General features: G+C 62.3%; 19 protein-coding genes. 11 read left to right on the top strand and 8 right to left on the bottom strand.

Features of this window, described 5'->3' with window-relative positions:
• Positions 1-105 precede the first annotated feature (105 nt).
• Complete coding sequence (locus FGF54_RS11275) at positions 106-1,074, top strand: alpha/beta hydrolase (RefSeq protein WP_142779696.1); 969 nt, start codon at positions 106-108, stop codon at positions 1,072-1,074.
• A 12-nt stretch (positions 1,075-1,086) separates the two neighbouring features.
• On the opposite strand, the gene FGF54_RS11270 is transcribed toward FGF54_RS11275, so the two are convergent.
• Positions 1,087-2,184, bottom strand: a complete 1,098-nt coding sequence (locus FGF54_RS11270) for an ABC transporter substrate-binding protein (protein WP_371733885.1) — start codon at positions 2,182-2,184, stop codon at positions 1,087-1,089.
• Positions 2,185-2,236: 52 nt separating this feature from the next.
• Between FGF54_RS11270 and FGF54_RS11265 the strand changes: the two genes are divergently transcribed.
• Together FGF54_RS11265 and FGF54_RS11260 are read left to right on the top strand one after the other, a co-directional pair.
• The gene (locus FGF54_RS11265; protein ID WP_003491888.1) at positions 2,237-2,917 is read left to right on the top strand and encodes a response regulator transcription factor; all 681 of its coding nucleotides are present in this window, start codon (positions 2,237-2,239) and stop codon (positions 2,915-2,917) included.
• Positions 2,914-4,308 carry a sensor histidine kinase gene (locus tag FGF54_RS11260; protein WP_142779694.1) on the top strand — a complete coding sequence of 465 codons (1,395 nt, stop codon included), beginning with the start codon at positions 2,914-2,916 and terminating at the stop codon, positions 4,306-4,308. The genes FGF54_RS11265 and FGF54_RS11260 overlap by 4 nt, the downstream gene beginning before the upstream one ends.
• A gap of 13 nt (positions 4,309-4,321) precedes the next feature.
• On the opposite strand, the gene FGF54_RS11255 is transcribed toward FGF54_RS11260, so the two are convergent.
• The 6 genes from FGF54_RS11255 to FGF54_RS11225 form a co-directional block, all read right to left on the bottom strand.
• Positions 4,322-4,627 (bottom strand): addiction module antidote protein, encoded by a 306-nt coding sequence (locus FGF54_RS11255; protein ID WP_065655553.1) that lies wholly within the window; start codon positions 4,625-4,627, stop codon positions 4,322-4,324.
• A 4-nt stretch (positions 4,628-4,631) separates the two neighbouring features.
• Entirely contained in the window at positions 4,632-4,928 is a 297-nt protein-coding gene (locus tag FGF54_RS11250; RefSeq protein ID WP_035263680.1) for a type II toxin-antitoxin system RelE/ParE family toxin, read from the bottom strand.
• Positions 4,929-4,972: 44 nt separating this feature from the next.
• Entirely contained in the window at positions 4,973-5,857 is an 885-nt protein-coding gene (gene purU, locus FGF54_RS11245; RefSeq protein WP_142779693.1) for a formyltetrahydrofolate deformylase, read from the bottom strand.
• 217 nt (positions 5,858-6,074) lie between these two features.
• Positions 6,075-6,851: a YbaY family lipoprotein gene (locus FGF54_RS11235; RefSeq protein ID WP_059754584.1), complete on the bottom strand. Its 777-nt coding sequence runs from the start codon at positions 6,849-6,851 to the stop codon at positions 6,075-6,077.
• Between the two features lie 176 nt (positions 6,852-7,027).
• Positions 7,028-7,552 carry a heme utilization cystosolic carrier protein HutX gene (gene hutX, locus FGF54_RS11230; RefSeq protein WP_142779692.1) on the bottom strand — a complete coding sequence of 175 codons (525 nt, stop codon included), beginning with the start codon at positions 7,550-7,552 and terminating at the stop codon, positions 7,028-7,030.
• 9 nt (positions 7,553-7,561) lie between these two features.
• Positions 7,562-7,909 (bottom strand): antibiotic biosynthesis monooxygenase, encoded by a 348-nt coding sequence (locus tag FGF54_RS11225; RefSeq protein WP_003522597.1) that lies wholly within the window; start codon positions 7,907-7,909, stop codon positions 7,562-7,564.
• A gap of 187 nt (positions 7,910-8,096) precedes the next feature.
• Between FGF54_RS11225 and FGF54_RS11220 the strand changes: the two genes are divergently transcribed.
• Genes FGF54_RS11220 through FGF54_RS11210 form a run of 3 tightly spaced genes read left to right on the top strand, consistent with a single transcriptional unit; the run spans position 8,097 to position 10,854 of the window.
• Positions 8,097-8,990 carry a hemin ABC transporter substrate-binding protein gene (locus tag FGF54_RS11220; RefSeq protein ID WP_125145461.1) on the top strand — a complete coding sequence of 298 codons (894 nt, stop codon included), beginning with the start codon at positions 8,097-8,099 and terminating at the stop codon, positions 8,988-8,990.
• Positions 8,987-10,075 (top strand): iron ABC transporter permease, encoded by a 1,089-nt coding sequence (locus FGF54_RS11215; protein ID WP_142779691.1) that lies wholly within the window; start codon positions 8,987-8,989, stop codon positions 10,073-10,075. Before FGF54_RS11220 ends, FGF54_RS11215 begins: the two co-directional genes overlap by 4 nt.
• Positions 10,072-10,854 carry a heme ABC transporter ATP-binding protein gene (locus FGF54_RS11210; protein ID WP_065655547.1) on the top strand — a complete coding sequence of 261 codons (783 nt, stop codon included), beginning with the start codon at positions 10,072-10,074 and terminating at the stop codon, positions 10,852-10,854. The genes FGF54_RS11215 and FGF54_RS11210 overlap by 4 nt, the downstream gene beginning before the upstream one ends.
• Positions 10,855-10,870: 16 nt before the next feature.
• Here FGF54_RS11210 and FGF54_RS11205 read toward each other — a convergent pair whose 3' ends face one another.
• A complete protein-coding gene (locus tag FGF54_RS11205) occupies positions 10,871-11,227 on the bottom strand; it encodes a YbaN family protein (protein WP_142779690.1) in 357 nt (118 codons plus the stop codon).
• A 269-nt stretch (positions 11,228-11,496) separates the two neighbouring features.
• Between FGF54_RS11205 and FGF54_RS11200 the strand changes: the two genes are divergently transcribed.
• The 5 genes from FGF54_RS11200 to FGF54_RS11180 all read left to right on the top strand — a co-directional run bounded on the left by FGF54_RS11200 (position 11,497) and on the right by FGF54_RS11180 (position 15,755).
• Complete coding sequence (locus FGF54_RS11200; protein ID WP_003522591.1) at positions 11,497-11,892, top strand: VOC family protein; 396 nt, start codon at positions 11,497-11,499, stop codon at positions 11,890-11,892.
• Positions 11,893-11,915: 23 nt separating this feature from the next.
• A complete protein-coding gene (gene ung, locus FGF54_RS11195; protein WP_080850962.1) occupies positions 11,916-12,629 on the top strand; it encodes a uracil-DNA glycosylase in 714 nt (237 codons plus the stop codon).
• Positions 12,630-12,700: 71 nt separating this feature from the next.
• On the top strand, positions 12,701-13,777 hold the full coding sequence (locus FGF54_RS11190; protein WP_142779689.1) for a siderophore-interacting protein: 1,077 nt from the start codon (positions 12,701-12,703) through the stop codon (positions 13,775-13,777).
• Positions 13,778-13,940: 163 nt separating this feature from the next.
• Entirely contained in the window at positions 13,941-14,885 is a 945-nt protein-coding gene (locus FGF54_RS11185; RefSeq protein WP_142779688.1) for a VOC family protein, read from the top strand.
• A gap of 255 nt (positions 14,886-15,140) precedes the next feature.
• A complete protein-coding gene (locus tag FGF54_RS11180) occupies positions 15,141-15,755 on the top strand; it encodes an alpha/beta hydrolase (protein ID WP_142779687.1) in 615 nt (204 codons plus the stop codon).
• Positions 15,756-15,838 lie beyond the last annotated feature (83 nt).

The raw sequence follows: 15,838 nt of genomic DNA, 5'->3' as shown, positions 1-15,838 counted from the left end.
AACTGACGCTACGCAAGTCCTTGCGCATTTACTCTCTATTAATTTCTGTTGGGCGTCTACTGTGGCGTGTGGGATCAGGCGGACTCGAAGAGAAGGTGGGTTTGATTGTCATTCACCGAGAAAGATTGGAGCGTGGCGCGCTCCGGCTTTATCCTCAGTGGCAGCCTGTGCCTGCCCGTCGGCGACGGCCCCTTTCCCATCGTTCTTATTCTTCAGGGCAGCGGCAAGGTCGATCGTGACGGCAATGTGGGCGGACGTGGCGCTGGCCTTTATCGCAATCTCGCGAGAGCACTTGCCGGATACGGCGTCGCGAGCTACCGCTATGACAAGCGCGGTGTCGGCGCCAGCGGCGGCGATTTTCTTTCCGCCGGCTATCAGGACCTCGTTGACGACGCCGAGGCATGCTGGCAGGCACTCGCCGCTGCACCATTTGGCAATCCCGGCCGCATGTATATGCTCGGTCACAGCGAGGGCACAGCCATTGCCGCCCAATTGTCTTCGAGGGTAGCCCATTCGCCGCGTGCGCTCATCCAGCTTTGCCCCTTCGATGATAGTGCGGAGACGATGCTAATCCATCAGGCGGAGGTGATAGAGCGTGAACTGCCCGCAGTGCCTGGCCTGCTGGGTTTGCTGCTGCGCCTCGGACGCCGTTTCAGCGGTCCCTACGACTTGCACATGCGGCGCAAGCTGGCGCATGTGCGCACGCTTGACGGCGGCACGATCCGTCTCGGCCCCACGCGTGTCAGCGCCCTCTGGCTGCGTGAGTTGATCGATCTGGATATCAACGGTCTCTACCGCGCCGTGCCTTGCCCCATGCTGATGATCGCGGGTGAAAAGGATCTGCAATGCACCCCTGAAAGCGCCGGGCGTCTGGCCGGGCTGGCATATGCGCCGACGGAGTTCCATGTGGTGCCGAACATGATCCACCATCTTTCCATATGTGAAGGGATGCCGGCGCTTCTGGATATGCGCGATATCGACGCGCTTCCGCTTGCGCCGGAATTGCTGTGCCTTCTCGAAGACTGGTTCGCGCGCGAAGGAGCTGAGGCCCACACGCCAGCGGCGCCGGCCTGAAGCACATCCGCCCTATTGCGAGCGCAGCGCCTCATTCCAGCGCTCGATCAGCCGGCTGCGTTTCACCTGATCCAGATAGACCATCAGGCCGGGGCTGACGGGGACGGGGCGCAATTGCGCGCCGTGGATGGCCTGCATGGTGTTGGCGGTGTTTTCCCCCGCCACTTCCGGGCTGACGGCCGGGATCTGCAATTGCCGGGCCATGATCGTCTGGCCCTCCTTGGACATGAAAAATTCCAGATAACGGCGGCCGAGCGCCGGGTTGGCGGCGGCTTCCGGCACCAGACCGATGCGCGACATGACGACGGTATAATCTTTCGGCAGCACGATGCCGACATCGGGGTGGCGTGAGGCCCAGTCGGCCGCATAGGAGCCGAGAATATTGTAGCCCAGCACGAAGCGCCCGTCGGAAACACGCTCGAGAATGGCCGAGGAAGTGGAATAGACCTTCACGCCCGCCGCGCCCATGGCCTTGATGACGTTCCATATATCGCCGAACTGCTCCTGATCGCGCGACATGAACAGGAAACCGACGCCGGAGCGTTCGATGTCGTAAGTTGCGATGCGGCCATGCACCTCCTTGGCGTGGCGTTCGAGATAATCGACGAATTCGGCGCGGCTGGCTGGCGGTTCTTCGGTGGTGAAGCTCGGCTTGTGATAAACGAAAACCGCCGGCTCGAAGGTCAGCGCATAGGCGGTGTTGCGCCAGTTCGCCCAAGCCGGCCAGCGGGCGCTCATGGCGAGGTCGGAACGCTGGGCATAACCGTCATTGCTCAGCTTCACCTGCAGATCCATGGCCGAGGAAAAGGCGAAATCGGCGGTCTTTTTGCCGGCGTCGGTTTCCTTCACGATGCGGTCATAAATCTCGCCGGTCAGCATATCCTCATAATGGACGGCGATATCGGGATTGGCCTTCTGGAAACCCTCGATCATCGGCGTCGCCAGCGGTTCATCCAGCGAGGAATAGACCACCAGCGTCTCGGCATCCGCCTTGCCGGAGGCTGCCGGAAAGATGGCGACTTGCGCAAGGGCGGGCGAGGCCATGCAAAGACAGAGACAGAGAAGAAGGCAGATACGCATGGAAAAGATCATGCAGCAGGCGCTGGCCATTCACAAGCGCTAAGGGTCTGGTTAAACTCGGCAATGCTGTGGGAGGGACGATTTGCGTATTTTGCTGGTCGAGGACAATCAGGTGCTGTCGGAGGGGCTGTCGGCGCTGTTGCGCGGCAGCGGTTATGCCGTGGATGTGGTGTCCGATGGCGCTTCCGCCGATGCGGCGATTGCGGCGGAAAGTTTCGACCTCGTCATTCTCGATCTCAACCTGCCGGAAATGGACGGTATCGAGGTGCTGCGCTCCATGCGTTCGCGCCAGGACAAGGCGGCGGTGCTCATCCTGACGGCGCGCGGCACGCCGGAGGAAAAGGTCAAGGGGCTCGATCTCGGCGCTGACGACTACATGATCAAGCCTTTCGACATCACCGAATTCGAGGCGAGGGTGCGGGTGCTGCTGCGCCGCAACGCCGGGCTGCGCTCCTCGGCGCTGAGTTTCGGTAAGGTGCTTTTCGATCTCAATTCCCGCACCTTTTCGGCGGATGGGCGTCCGCTCGATATTCCGGCGCGCGAGGTGGCGCTGCTCGAAGTGCTGTTCATGCGGGCCGGCAAGGTCGTCGCCAAGGAGGCCATCGTGCAGTCGCTGACCGGCTTCGACGACGATATTTCCGCCAATGCCATCGAGCAATATGTCAGCCGCCTGCGCAAGCGGCTCGCGCCGCACGGGCTGACGGTGAAGACGGCGCGCGGCATCGGTTATTATCTCGAAAAGCTGCCGGAGATGGCTGAATGAGACAGGCCGCCTATTCGCTCAGGCGGCGACTTTTAGGCTGGCTTCTCATTTCCACCGCCATCATCGGCTGCGTTGCGCTGACCGATACCTGGCGCGAGGCGGTCAATACCGCCAATGTCGTCTCCGACCGGGTGCTTTCCGGTTCCGCGCTCGCCATTGCCGAGCGGGTGGTGGTGGCCGAGGACGGTTCGCTGGAAGTCGATATTCCCTATGTCGCACTGGAAATGCTGACATCGGCCGCGCAGGACCGGGTGTTTTACCGTGTCGACGGGCCGAACGGGCAATTCCTGACCGGCTACCAGAACCTGCCGACGGTGGAGAACCCGAAGGGCGATACCCCCGCCTATCGCGATGCCGTGTTCCGCGACGAGCCGATCCGCATCGCTGCGATCCGCCGTTTCGCTTCCACGGGCATCAATTCCGTGCCTTTTTCCGTAACGGTAGCCGAAACCACCATTGCCCGCAGCCAGCTGGCGCAGGCGATCATCCTGCGCTCTGCGCTGCGCCTGCTGTTGATGATCGTCGGGGCGGCGATCATCGTCTGGATCGCGGTGACGATTTCGCTCAGACCGCTTTACCGGCTCAGCGAAGCCATTGCCGAGCGCAGCCCGAACGACCTGCACCCCATCCGCCAATCCGTGCCGGTGGAGGTGGAAAACCTGGTGGAGACCGTCAATTCCTTCATGGTGCGGCTGCAATCGGCGCTCGATGCGCTCCGCCATTTCACCGGCAATGCCAGCCACCAGCTGCGCACACCGCTTGCCATCATCAGCACCCAGCTTGCGCTTTCCGCCCGCGCCGCGAGCCTTGAGGAAGCGCAGGCGGCGGCGCTGAAGGGCGGGGCGTCCGTGGCCCATGCCGAACATATCCTCGCCCAGCTGCTGCGCATGGCCAACATCGATGCCGCCGGTTCGAGTGAAAAGCATGATTTTTCCGCAATCGATCTCGTGGCCGTTGCGCAGAATGTGACGGCCGATTTCGTGCCGCGTGCGGCCGAAGCCGGCATCGACCTCGGTTTCGAAGGCGAGGGGGAGGTCGCCATTGCCGCCGAGCCGCTCCTGATCGGCGAACTGATCGGCAATCTCGTTTCCAATGCCATCAACTATGCCGGTCGTGGCGCGGAAGTCACCGTCCGCGTCGGCAAGGAGACGGACGCCGTCTGGCTGGAAGTGGAGGATAACGGCCCCGGCATCCCCCCGGAAAAACGCGCCATGGTGCGCCAGCGCTTTGCCCGCGGCGAAGCCAATGCCGCCCCCGGCGCCGGCCTCGGCCTCGCCATCATCGAAGAGATCGCCGGGCTATTCGGCGGGCGGCTGACGCTGGAGGATGGCGCGGAGGGGCGTGGGCTGAGGGCGCGGGTGATGTTTGGTGGCGTGGAAAAGGCGCCGTAGCCCGCCGGGTTTATCAGGCGGCTGTGTCTGCAGGCGATTTCGCCACCAGCGAGAGCCTGTAGCCCAGCGCGTCGGCGACCTTGGCAATCGTCGCCAGTTCCGGATTTCCGTCGCCGCTCAGGGCCTTGTACAAGGTCTGGCGGGGAAGGCCAGTTTGCCTCGAAAGGTCAGTCATACCCTTGGCCCGCGCCACGACGCCCAGCGCATGGGCAAGCTCCTGTGCGTCGCCGCTTTCTGTGGCGTCGGCGATGTAAGCGGCAAGCGCTTCGTCACTATCAAGGTAGCGGGCAGCATCGTAATCGCGTGTCACAAGTGGCATGGTCTCACTCCTTGAGCGCTCTGGCCAGTTTCTTGGCTCTGGCGATGTCGCGGGACTGCGATGCCTTGTCGCCGCCACACAGCAATATGATGACGACATCGCCGTGCCGGACAAAATAGACCCGATATCCGGGTCCAAGGTCTATCCTGAGTTCGCTGACGCCTTCGCCAACCGGTTTCACGTCTCCGGGATTGCCGTCCGCCAGCCGGTAAATGCGCCGTGCTATGCGGGCGCGCGCCTGCACATCGCGCAGACCCGCCAGCCAGTCGGCAAACTCGCTTGTTTCCCGGATCGTGAGCATGGCGCAATGTAAACTGTGGTTGTCATTTCGTCAATGCGAAGGGTTCACCCCATCCGCTCGGAAGCATAACTTCCCGGGCTTGGCGGGAAGACGACGGTGCGGTTGCCGTTGATGAAGGTGCGGTGGTGGATATGGGCGTGGATGGCCCGGGCCAGCACCTGGCTTTCCACATCGCGGCCGAGCGAGACATAATCGTCGGCCGATTGCGCATGGGTGATGCGCACCGTGTCCTGCTCGATGATCGGGCCTTCGTCGAGATCGGCGGTGACGTAATGGGCCGTCGCGCCGATCAGCTTCACACCACGCTCATAGGCCTGCTTGTAGGGGTTGGCGCCCTTGAAGGAGGGCAGGAAGGAATGGTGGATGTTGATGATTTTGCCCGACATCTTCCGGCACATGTCGTCGGACAGAACCTGCATGTAGCGCGCCAGTACCACGAGTTCCGTGCCGCTGGTCTCGATCAGGTCCATCAGCTGGGCTTCGGCTTTGGGTTTATTCTCCTTCGTCACCCTGATGTGGTGGAAGGGAATGTCGTGGTTGACGACGACCTTCTGGTAATCGAAATGGTTGGAGACGACACCGACGATGTCGATCGGCAATGCGCCGATCTTCCAGCGATAGAGCAGGTCGTTGAGGCAATGGCCGAAACGCGACACCATCAACAGCGTCTTCATGCGCTGGCCGTCCGGATAGATATCCGCCTCCATGCCGAATTTTTCCGCCACCGGCCTGAAGCCGTCGGTGATGGCCTCAAGGGTGGCGCCTTCTTCGGAGATGAAGGAGACGCGCATGAAGAACTTGCCGGTCTCAAGGTCGTCGAACTGCGAACTGTCGACGATGTTGCAGCCTTTTTCCGCCAGATAACCGGAAATCGCAGCCACAATGCCACGGGTCGATTTGCAGGCTACGGTCAGAACATAGGATGTCATTCGTTTTCCCTCAAAGACGTCGCGCCGGCATCAACCGGCGCAGTTCGGCGCGTTCCATAGCGCAGCTCTGCGGCGGAGCAAAGCGTCAAGACGAACGCAGCCAAAGTCATAGGGCGGGAAAGGGCAGTGCGCCGTGCCGGAAGCGACATGGAATGTTCCATGGCCAGCACAGTTGGGCCAGCACGGCGACGCAGGGTGTTTCGGCAGGTTGCCGGTCTCAGGCGCGGCGCAGGCGCATCGCCGTGCGGCCGCGGCCGTCGAGCAGTTCCAGCGTGCCGCGGCGCGGCTCCAGCCTGAAGGAGCGAGCGCCTTCCAGCGCTTCGATGAACTGCCGTTCCTGGCGCATGATGTCAGGCGCGCAGGCCATCTGGGTGGAAATCATCCGGCCGAAATCGACGCGGTTGCGGCTGATCTTCACCTCGCCGCCGATGCCGTTGCAACCGGCATTGCCGGAAACGCGGCCCTCGCGGGTAATTTCCAGCGTTGCCTGACGGCGGCCGCGAACCCGCTCGCCACGGATGTCCTGCACCAGCCAGCGCCCGTCGATACCGGCTTCCGGCTCCGGCCGGCCCGGGCCCGCGCCGACGCGCTCCAGTACCAGATCGGTATCGTCGCGACCGCCGGTCAGCACCGAATAACGGCGGGTGGTGGTGAAGAGCAGCCGGTCGCGGTCGCGGATTTCGGCGCTCAGCGCATAGGAGCGGCGGCCACGGATGTCGCGGTCATCATAACGCAGCACGAAGGGCACCGGCACCTGCCCGCGCGGGCGGATGGTGGTTTCGGCAATCGTCTGCGACGGCGCATCCGCCAGCGAAACGTCGATCAGGCGCACGGTGACGGTCGCGCCCGGCGGCAGGGCAATGCGCTCGCGATAGGAAACGCTGCCGCGCAGGCTTGCCGGTGCGGCAGCCGCGCCGCCCGCTGCAAAAAGCGGCGCAAGCGCAACAAGCCCTGCGAAACTGCGGCGCGAAAGAAGAGGTTGGCGGTCGGTCATGGTGCTTGCTCCGTGCTGGTGCCGATCAAATTTCAGCGGATGATAAAAAACGGCACTGAACGGGCGATGAACCGGTGGTTGTTTTCTCACGCGTGAGCCGGAGAGGTCCCGGGCGAATGATGACGCGTGCGATTATGAAAGCAGTGGGGAGACAGCTGGCAGCCTCCCCACGGGTATCAGCCGCGGAAACCGTCCCGCAGCGCTTCGAACTTCGCGAGTTGCCCGGCCAGCAGTTCCTTGTTCTCGTCACGGCGGACGAAAATCTTGAACATGGCGCTGCCGGCGGCGTTCATGAACCAGACGGAACAGGAGCGGCGGCCGTGGAAGCCGCGGTCGACGAAGGTGATGCCGGCGCAATTGTCCTTCTTGATGTGACCGCCGATGGGGCTGTCGCCGTGGATGTTGAACCAGCCGTGGCTTTCGCTGCCTTCCGGCAGGTGGCCCGGCACTTCGAACACGATATCGCCGGTCTGTACGATCATCAGGACTTCGCCCCAGCCGCGCATCTCGTTCCAGATGGCGTCGAAGCGGTCGGCGGCAGCGGAAACAGCGGCACCTTCCGGCAGGATCGCCAGAATTTCGGCAGGCGTTACCTCGGCCTTGGCGGCGATGGCCTCCACGATGCCATCGGGCTTTTTGGCGAGCGCAGCGGCGGCGCGGGCCTGCCTGTCGTCGTCGGTCTTTTGGGCTGCAATGCTCATCGGGCGGCCTCAGGCGGCAATCGAACGGCGTTCGCCGTTCTTGTCTTCATGGATGATGACGTCGAAGCCTTCGAAATGCGGGCCGGAGAGATATTCCACCTTGCCGCGGTTTTCGCCGGCCTTGGCGTGGGCGGCGCGGAACTGCTCGGATTTCGTCCAGGCGAGGAAATCGTCCTTGGTGGCCCAGACGGTGTGCGAGGCATAAAGCGTGTGGTCATCCGCCTTCGGGCCTTTCAGCATGTGAAATTCGATGTAACCCGGCAATTCGCTCAGATGCGATTTGCGCTCGCGCCAGATGGATTCGAAGGTTTCCTCATAACCCGGTACGACGCGAAAGCGGTTCATTGCGATAAACATGAAATTCTCCCTTTAAGTTTCCAGTTTGAGTCAGGATATCCAGCCGCAGGGAGGTTGGAAAGGGGTTCACGACAAAGCGAACAAATTTACTCCACTTATCGATTGCGCCGCCCATAAACATGTGTAAAGAACTCAAGATTAATTGGCGCGGGCAAAGCCGCGCCGGGTCGTGTTTCAGGATAGCGCCATGTTGAATTCCCGCCTTCGTTCCTTCGTTTTCGCCGCCCTCGTGCCTGCCGCAATCGCCTTTGCAGCACCTGCCGCCATGGCTTCGGACAAGGGCAATCCGGAAGCGAAACGCATCGTCGCGGTGGGCGGCACGGTCACCGAAATCCTTTATGCGCTGGGCGCAGGAGACCGCGTCGTTGCGCGTGACAGCACCAGCAGCTATCCGGCCGATGCATTTGCCAAGCCGGATATCGGTTACATGCGAGCGCTTTCGTCGGAAGGCATCCTGTCGCAGAAGCCCGACCTCATCCTCTCTGAGGACGGGTCCGGTCCGGCCGATGTCATCGCCATCCTGAAGGCAAGTGCGGTGCCTTTCGTCACCGTCGATACGCCGCCGAGCGGCGACGCCATCCCCAAAAAGATCGAGGATGTCGGCGCGGCAGTCGGGCTTTCTGACAAGGCGAAGGCGCTGGCTGCCGAGACCAAGGCCGGGCTCGATGCGCTCGCCAGGGATGTCGCCGCCGTCCCGGAAAAGGGCAGAAAGCGGGTTCTCTTCGTGCTTTCCACCGCCGGCGGCCGCATCATGGCGGCGGGCAAGGATACCGAAGCCGCCGCGATCATCGAAATGGCAGGTGGCATCAATGCGGCTCAGGAGATCACGGGTTACAAGCCGCTGACGGATGAGGCGGTCATTGCCGCGGCACCCGACGTGGTGCTGACCATGGCGCGCGGCGACCACGCCGCCAAGGCGGATGAGACTTTCGCGCTGCCGGCCTTCCAGTCCACGCCTGCCGCTGCCAGCAAGGCGCTCATCAGCATGGATGGGCTTTATCTCATCGGTTTTGGCCCGCGCACGCCCGCTGCGGGCCGCGAGCTGGCAGCCAAGCTCTATCCTGAGGTGGTGAAGCCGTGAGCCTTGCAGCCTTGAGTTCCGCTGAAGGCAGGGTTGCGGGCGACAGATCCCGTCAGGGGGTCGTCACCCTCGCCGTGCTCGTCGGCATCCTGCTGTTTGCCTGTGGCGTGTCGCTGGTCAGCGGACCCACTGGCGTCGGCATGTCCGAACTCTGGGCTTATTTCACCGGCGGCGCGGATCAGCTCGATGCGCGCGACAGGGTCATTCTCGAGGCGGTTCGTCTGCCTCGCACGGCGCTTGGCATATTGATCGGCGCGGGGCTTGCCGTTTCGGGGGCGATGATGCAGGGCCTGTTTCGCAATCCGCTGGCCGATCCCGGCATTGTCGGCGTCACCTCGGGTGCAGCGCTCTTCGCGGTCGCGGCCATTTCTCTCGGGGAAGGGGCGCTTGCCACCGTCGCCGTGTTTTTCGGCCCGCATTTTCTGCCGCTGATGGCGTTTTTCGGCGGGTTGCTGAACACCTGGGTACTTTACCTGATCGCGACGAAGGATGGCGCCACCTCCACCACCACGCTCATTCTGGCCGGCATCGCGGTGGCGGCGATCAGCGGTGCTTTGACGGGGCTGATGATTTTCATGGCCGATGACCGGGCGCTGCGCGATATTACCTTCTGGTCGCTCGGTTCGCTCGGTGGTGCAACGCCCGCCAAGGTCCTCGCGACCCTCCCTTTCATCATCGTTGTTCTCGCCATCATTCCCTTCGTTGCCCGCGGGCTGGATGCGCTCATTCTCGGCGATGCCGCCGCCTTTCACATGGGCGTTCCGGTGCAGCGGCTGAAGCGGATCGTCATTCTGGCCGTTGCCGCCGCCTGCGGGGCAAGCGTGGCGGCGGCCGGCTCCATCGGTTTCGTCGGCATCGTCGTGCCACATCTTCTGCGGCTCGCCATAGGCCCGTCGCACCGCTTCCTGTTGCCGGCCTCCGCACTTGGCGGGGCGGCACTTCTGCTTCTGGCCGATAGTTTCGCCCGCACCGTCGCGTCGCCGGCGGAACTGCCCATCGGCGTCGTCACGGCGCTCATCGGCGCGCCGGTCTTCCTGTTCCTGCTATTGGGACGCGGCGGCTTTTCCATGCGGAACATGTCATGATCCGGGCCGAAAACCTCACCCTCATCCGTTCCGGCCGCCGGCTTCTCGATGCGGTCAGCGTCGATCTGATGCCCGGCAAGGTCAATGTCATCATCGGCCCCAACGGTGCGGGTAAATCCACGTTGATGAAGGTTCTCTCGGGCGAGATGCGCGCCGAGGGCGGTTCGGTGACCTATAACGACATCGACCTGCCGGCCTTCACGCCCGTCCAGCTCGCCCGTCTCAGGGCCGTGCTGCCGCAGAGCACCCAGCTTGCTTTCCCCTTCACCGCGCTCGAAATCGTGCGGATGGGGGCTGTCGCACAGGGGTCCCGCGCGCCCGAAGAGCAGGCCCGCCGCGCGCTCGCCAAGGCCGGGCTGCGCGGTTTCGAGCAGCGGTCCTACAACATGCTCTCCGGCGGCGAGCAGCAGCGGGTGCAGTTTGCCCGGGCGCTGGCGCAGGTGCCGAACCCGATGGAAAATGGCGAGGCGCGGGCGCTCTTCCTTGATGAGCCCACCGCAAGTCTCGATATCGGCCACCAGATCGCCGTGCTGGAAACGGCGCGCGATTTTGCAAGCGGCGGCGGGCTGGTGCTCGCCATCCTGCACGATCTCAACCTTGCGGCGGAATTTGCCGATCAACTTATCGTCATGCATGGCGGCCGGGTGACGGCGAGCGGCCCCTCGCTGGAAACCATCAGCGACGAGACGATCGCAAGGGTCTATGGCATTGGCGGCGTCGTCGGTCGGCTGCCGGCACGGCATATTCCTTACGTGCTGCCGCAGTCGCGCCACCGTTAAGGACCTGTCCTTCGCCTCAGCTTTCCGGCCGGGTGGCGATGAAAAGCGCGGAGCCGAGCATGACGGCGGCGACGATGGCGGCCCGCAGCGGCGGCGGCTCGCTCAGAAACCAGAAAGCAGCGTAACTGAGGGACATGGCGGAAAGTGCTGCGACCTTGGCATTGCGGGCGATTGCGCCGCGTTCGCGCCATCGCCGCAGCGAAGGTCCGAATCTGGGGTGGGCCAGCAGCCATGCCTCGAGTTTTGGCGAGGAGCGGGAAAAACACCAGAGCGCCAGAAGCAGGAACGGCGTGGTGGGCAAAACGGGAAGAAACGCGCCGACAATGCCGGTCGCGACCATAAGCCAGCCAAGACAGAGGTATAAAAGGCGCATGCCTAGCCGGTATCATGAGTTCTCTACTCATGATAGAGCGGGGGCATGAAATCTGTCATCCCTGTTGCCGCAGGCCCTTGTCGCAGAGCCTTACCGCACGGGGCGAAGCAGAGGTTTTCTCCATCACATTTATCGTGATCGGCGTTTGGCCCGTCGGTCTAAAAGCGCCTTTAGGGTTGAAAGCGAAGCACGCAGTCTTTATCCCCTTGGGCCGCGATGCCCGGAGCATAACCGGGCCGTCAAAGGTTAAGAAGAAGAAGGAAAACACCATGGCCAAGCTGATCCACTCGATGGTCCGGGTGCTGGACGAAAAGCGTTCGGTGGAATTTTACAAACAGGCTTTCGGGCTTGAGGTTGCGGAACGCGCCGAGTTCGAAAACTTCACGCTGATCTATCTCAGCAATGCCGAGGGCGATTTCGAGCTGGAACTGACCGTCAACCGGGGTCGCGAAGTGCCCTATGCGCTGGGCGACGGTTATGGTCACCTCGCGGTCAGCGTGGCCGATGTGGATGGCGAGCATCAGCGCTTCACCGAGATCGGCCTTTCCCCCGGAAAAATCATCGAAGCCGATTATAAGGGCCAGCCTTTCGCGAAATACTTTTTCATCTGCGATCCGGACGGTTACAAGATCGAAGTGCTGCAACGCGGCAACCGGTTCAAATAAGCGCGATTATGGGAGAGGCGGGCATGGCAGAGGCAGGCGTCAAACTCGAGGATAGCTGGAAACGCGTTCTTTCCGGCGAATTCGCCAGCCCCTATATGCTCAAGCTGAAGGAGTTCCTGCTTGCCGAAAAGACCGCCGGCAAGCGCATCTTCCCCAGGGGTGCGGAATATTTCCGGGCGCTGGATCTCACGCCTCTCGATGAGGTCAAGGTCGTCATTTTAGGCCAGGATCCCTATCACGGGCTCGGTCAGGCGCATGGGCTGTGCTTTTCCGTCCAGCCCGGCGTGCGCATCCCGCCTTCGCTCGTCAATATCTACAAGGAATTGCAGAGCGATCTCGGCATTCGCCCGGTGGGGCACGGCTTTCTGGAAAGCTGGGCGAAACAGGGCGTGCTTCTGCTCAACAGCGTGCTGACGGTGGAAGAATCCCGCGCCGCCTCGCATCAGGGGCAGGGCTGGGAAAGGTTCACCGACGCCGTCATCCGCGCCGTCAACGACGAATGCGACCATGTCGTCTTCCTGCTCTGGGGTTCCTATGCCCAGAAGAAGGCGGCCTTCGTGGACCAGCGCAAGCACCTCGTGCTGCGCTCTCCGCATCCGTCTCCGCTTTCGGCCCATAATGGCTTTTTCGGCAATGGCCATTTTTCCAAGGCAAACGCCTTTCTCGCCTCCCATGGCCGCCAGCCGATCGACTGGCAATTGCCGGAAACGGTGGGAAGCGACAAAAACCTTCTCTAGACACTCATAAAATACCTTTACGCTTCGCGGTTGTCGGGATTAAAGATAACCGGACTGCAAAGTGAAGGATTATGCCCGTGTCTCTCCTGTCCGCCGAAACCTCCGTCTCGCTGCCCGATCCGCTGTCGATCGTCGATGCTTTCGAGGATCATTTTTCCGAGCATATGGAGATGGAACGCGAAGGTGCTACGGTGCGGTTCAAGACGGAATACGGCCATGGCAGCTTCAGCGCCGAGGGCGGCCGTTTCGCGGCAAGGGTGAGCTGCATTTCCGAACATATATTGATGTCGGTAAAGGCCATGGTGGCCGAGCATATCGTCGAGTTTTCCGGCGAGACGGGGCTGGATTTCCGCTGGAGCGGCCATGGCGCGCAACAGCGTGAGCTGCCCAATCTCTTCGTCGGCAAGGTCGCCCGCGCCTATAATCTGACGCCGCATATGCGCCGGCTGGTGGTTTCCGTCGAAAGCGGCATCGAAAGGCTGCTGACCGGCGGCATGCATGTGCGCCTGCTTCTGGTGCCGGATCAGGCCCGCGCGCCGGTCTGGCCTTATCTTGCGCCCACCGGCGCCATCGTCTGGCCGGCGGGCGACGATCTTCTCACACGGCGTGTCTACACCATCCGTTCCGGCGATATCGCGCGCGGTGAAGTCGATATCGACTTCGTCATGCATGAGGGCGACCACATGCCGGGCGCGACCTTCGGCGCGACGGCGAAGCCCGGCGATGTTCTCGGCATCATCGGCCCGAGCGGTGTCTGCCCGGAAGCCGAGCGTTATGTCTTTGCCGGTGACGAAACGGCGCTGCCGGTGATGCTGCGCATGGCGGCCGAAATGCCGGCCGGGAAAAAGCTCAGCGTCTATGCCGAGATCGACGATGAAGCCGAACGGCAGGAGATCGTCTGCGCGGCAAATGTCGAGTGGACATGGCTTTATCGCCGCGGCAAGCCCGCCGGCACCGCCGGCCTCATCGAAAAGGCGCTGCGCGACCACGCCTGGAGCGCGGATCATGACGGCCTGCATGTCTTTGTCGCCTGCGAAAAATCCGAGGCGAGGGCGGCAAAATCCTTCCTCACCGACGAGATTGCTTTCCCGAAAGCATCGTTGCGCGCTGTCGGCTACTGGACCCTGGGCGTCGCCGACGATCATTGAGCTGCCCTATTGGGCCCGTTGAACAGTCGGTTTTATCGTTCATCATTCGGGAACAATCCGTTCCCGTTGTCCTCTCTATGCCTGAGAGCGCTGTTACCCCATCTTTACGCCATGAACAGGGCAGGCCCCAACCGTGAGGCCCGCCAGGCAAAAGGGGTTTATCATGCTCAACCAGATCAAGGGCCTGCACCACGTCACGTCCATGGCGGCGAGCGCGCGCCAGAACAACAGTTTTTTCACCGATACGCTCGGCCTGCGCCGGGTGAAGAAGACGGTCAATTTCGACGCGCCTGACGTCTATCATCTCTATTATGGCGATGAGGTCGGCACGCCCGGCTCCGTCATGACCTATTTCCCGTTCCCGCATATCGCCCGTGGCCGTCCCGGCACCGGGGAAGTGGGCACCACGTTGTTTTCCATTCCTGAGGGGTCGCTCGGTTACTGGCAGGAGCGTCTGTCGAAGGCTGGCGTGGATGGCCTGAAAGCCGATGAAGCCTTTGGCGACAAGCGCCTGCATTTCGCCGGGCCGGATGGCGATGGTTTCGCGCTGGTCGAGGTCAGGGACGACAATCGTGCGCAATGGACCGGCAACGGCGTTGGCAAGGATCAGGCGATCCACGGCTTTCAGGGCGCATCGTTGCGTCTTCGCGATGAAGGCGCGACCGCCGAGCTTTTGAAATTCATGGGCTATCAGGAAGTGGATCGTCAGGATGGCGTTCTGCGCCTCGGCATTTCCGGCGGCAACGGTGCCGACTTTATCGACATCGAAACCATGCCGAATATTTCTGGCGCGCGGCTGGGTGCGGGGTCCGTGCACCACATCGCCTTTGCGGTCGAAAACCGTGAAAAGCAGCTGGAGGTGCGCAAGGCGCTGATGGATACCGGCTATCAGGTGACACCGGTGATCGACCGCGATTATTTCTGGGCGATCTATTTCCGCACGCCGGGCGGCGTGCTGTTCGAAGTGGCCACCAACGAACCCGGTTTCGACCGCGACGAGGACACCGCCCATCTCGGCGAGGCGCTGAAGCTGCCGACCCAGCACGCGCATCTGCGCTCCGTGCTTGAAGAGCATCTGGAGCCGCTGGGGGACGAGAAGGGGGCTTAACCTCTCAATAGCGCTTGGCAGGACGTTGCGACCTGCTTCTTCTCCCCGCCGGGGAGAAGGTGGCCCGAAGGATCGGATGAGGGGGTAACGTTGCCGGATTTCGGAGAGCTTGCCCCCTAATCCCGCTGCCGCGGACTTCTCCCCGGCGGGGAGAAGACACAAGCCGCGTCCGTTCGCTTCATATGATTGCTCCGCTTGGCCGAAGAGGCCTTGCGGAAGCCGTTGAACCTCTTCCTTTCAGAAAGGATCTTTCCCATGACCAGGGATAGCTACTTCCACAAATCCCGCGCCGGCGCTGACGGTGCACCGCTTTTTGTTTTGCTGCACGGCACCGGCGGCGATGAAAACCAGTTCTTCGATTTCGGCTCGCGCCTGCTGCCTGAGGCGACCATTCTCTCGCCGGTCGGTGATGTTTCCGAACATGGCGCGGCGCGGTTTTTCCGGCGTACGGGCGAGGGCGTCTACGACATGGCCGACCTTGAACGGGCAACCGGCAAGATGGCGGATTTCATCAGGGCGAACCGGGAGCATTATCAGGCTGGCCCGATCATCGGTCTCGGCTTTTCCAATGGTGCGAATATTCTCGCCAATGTGCTGATCGAACAGCCCGAGCTTTTCGATGCGGCGGTGCTGATGCATCCGCTCATCCCGTTCGAGCCGACGATCTCCCCGGCCAAATCAACGCGCCGGGTGCTTATCACGGCGGGTGAGCGCGATCCGATCTGCCCGGTGCCGCTGACGAAGTCGCTGGAAACGAGCCTTCAGGCGCAGGGCGGCACGGTGGAAACGGTGTGGCATCCGGGCGGGCATGAAATCCGCTCGGGCGAGATCGATGCGGTCAGGGGGTTTCTGGCGGCTTATGGAGGGTAGCTTTCTGTCCGACCTCATTCTTCACCGTCATGCCGGACTTGATCCGGCATCCAGCCACGGCGCATCTGCGCCGTGAAAAGAGT

The organism is Agrobacterium sp. T29, from assembly GCF_006970545.1.
Lineage (GTDB): Bacteria > Pseudomonadota > Alphaproteobacteria > Rhizobiales > Rhizobiaceae > Agrobacterium > Agrobacterium leguminum.
Note: the sequence above shows the minus strand (reverse complement) of the source record. Positions and strands in the feature narration are given on the sequence as shown.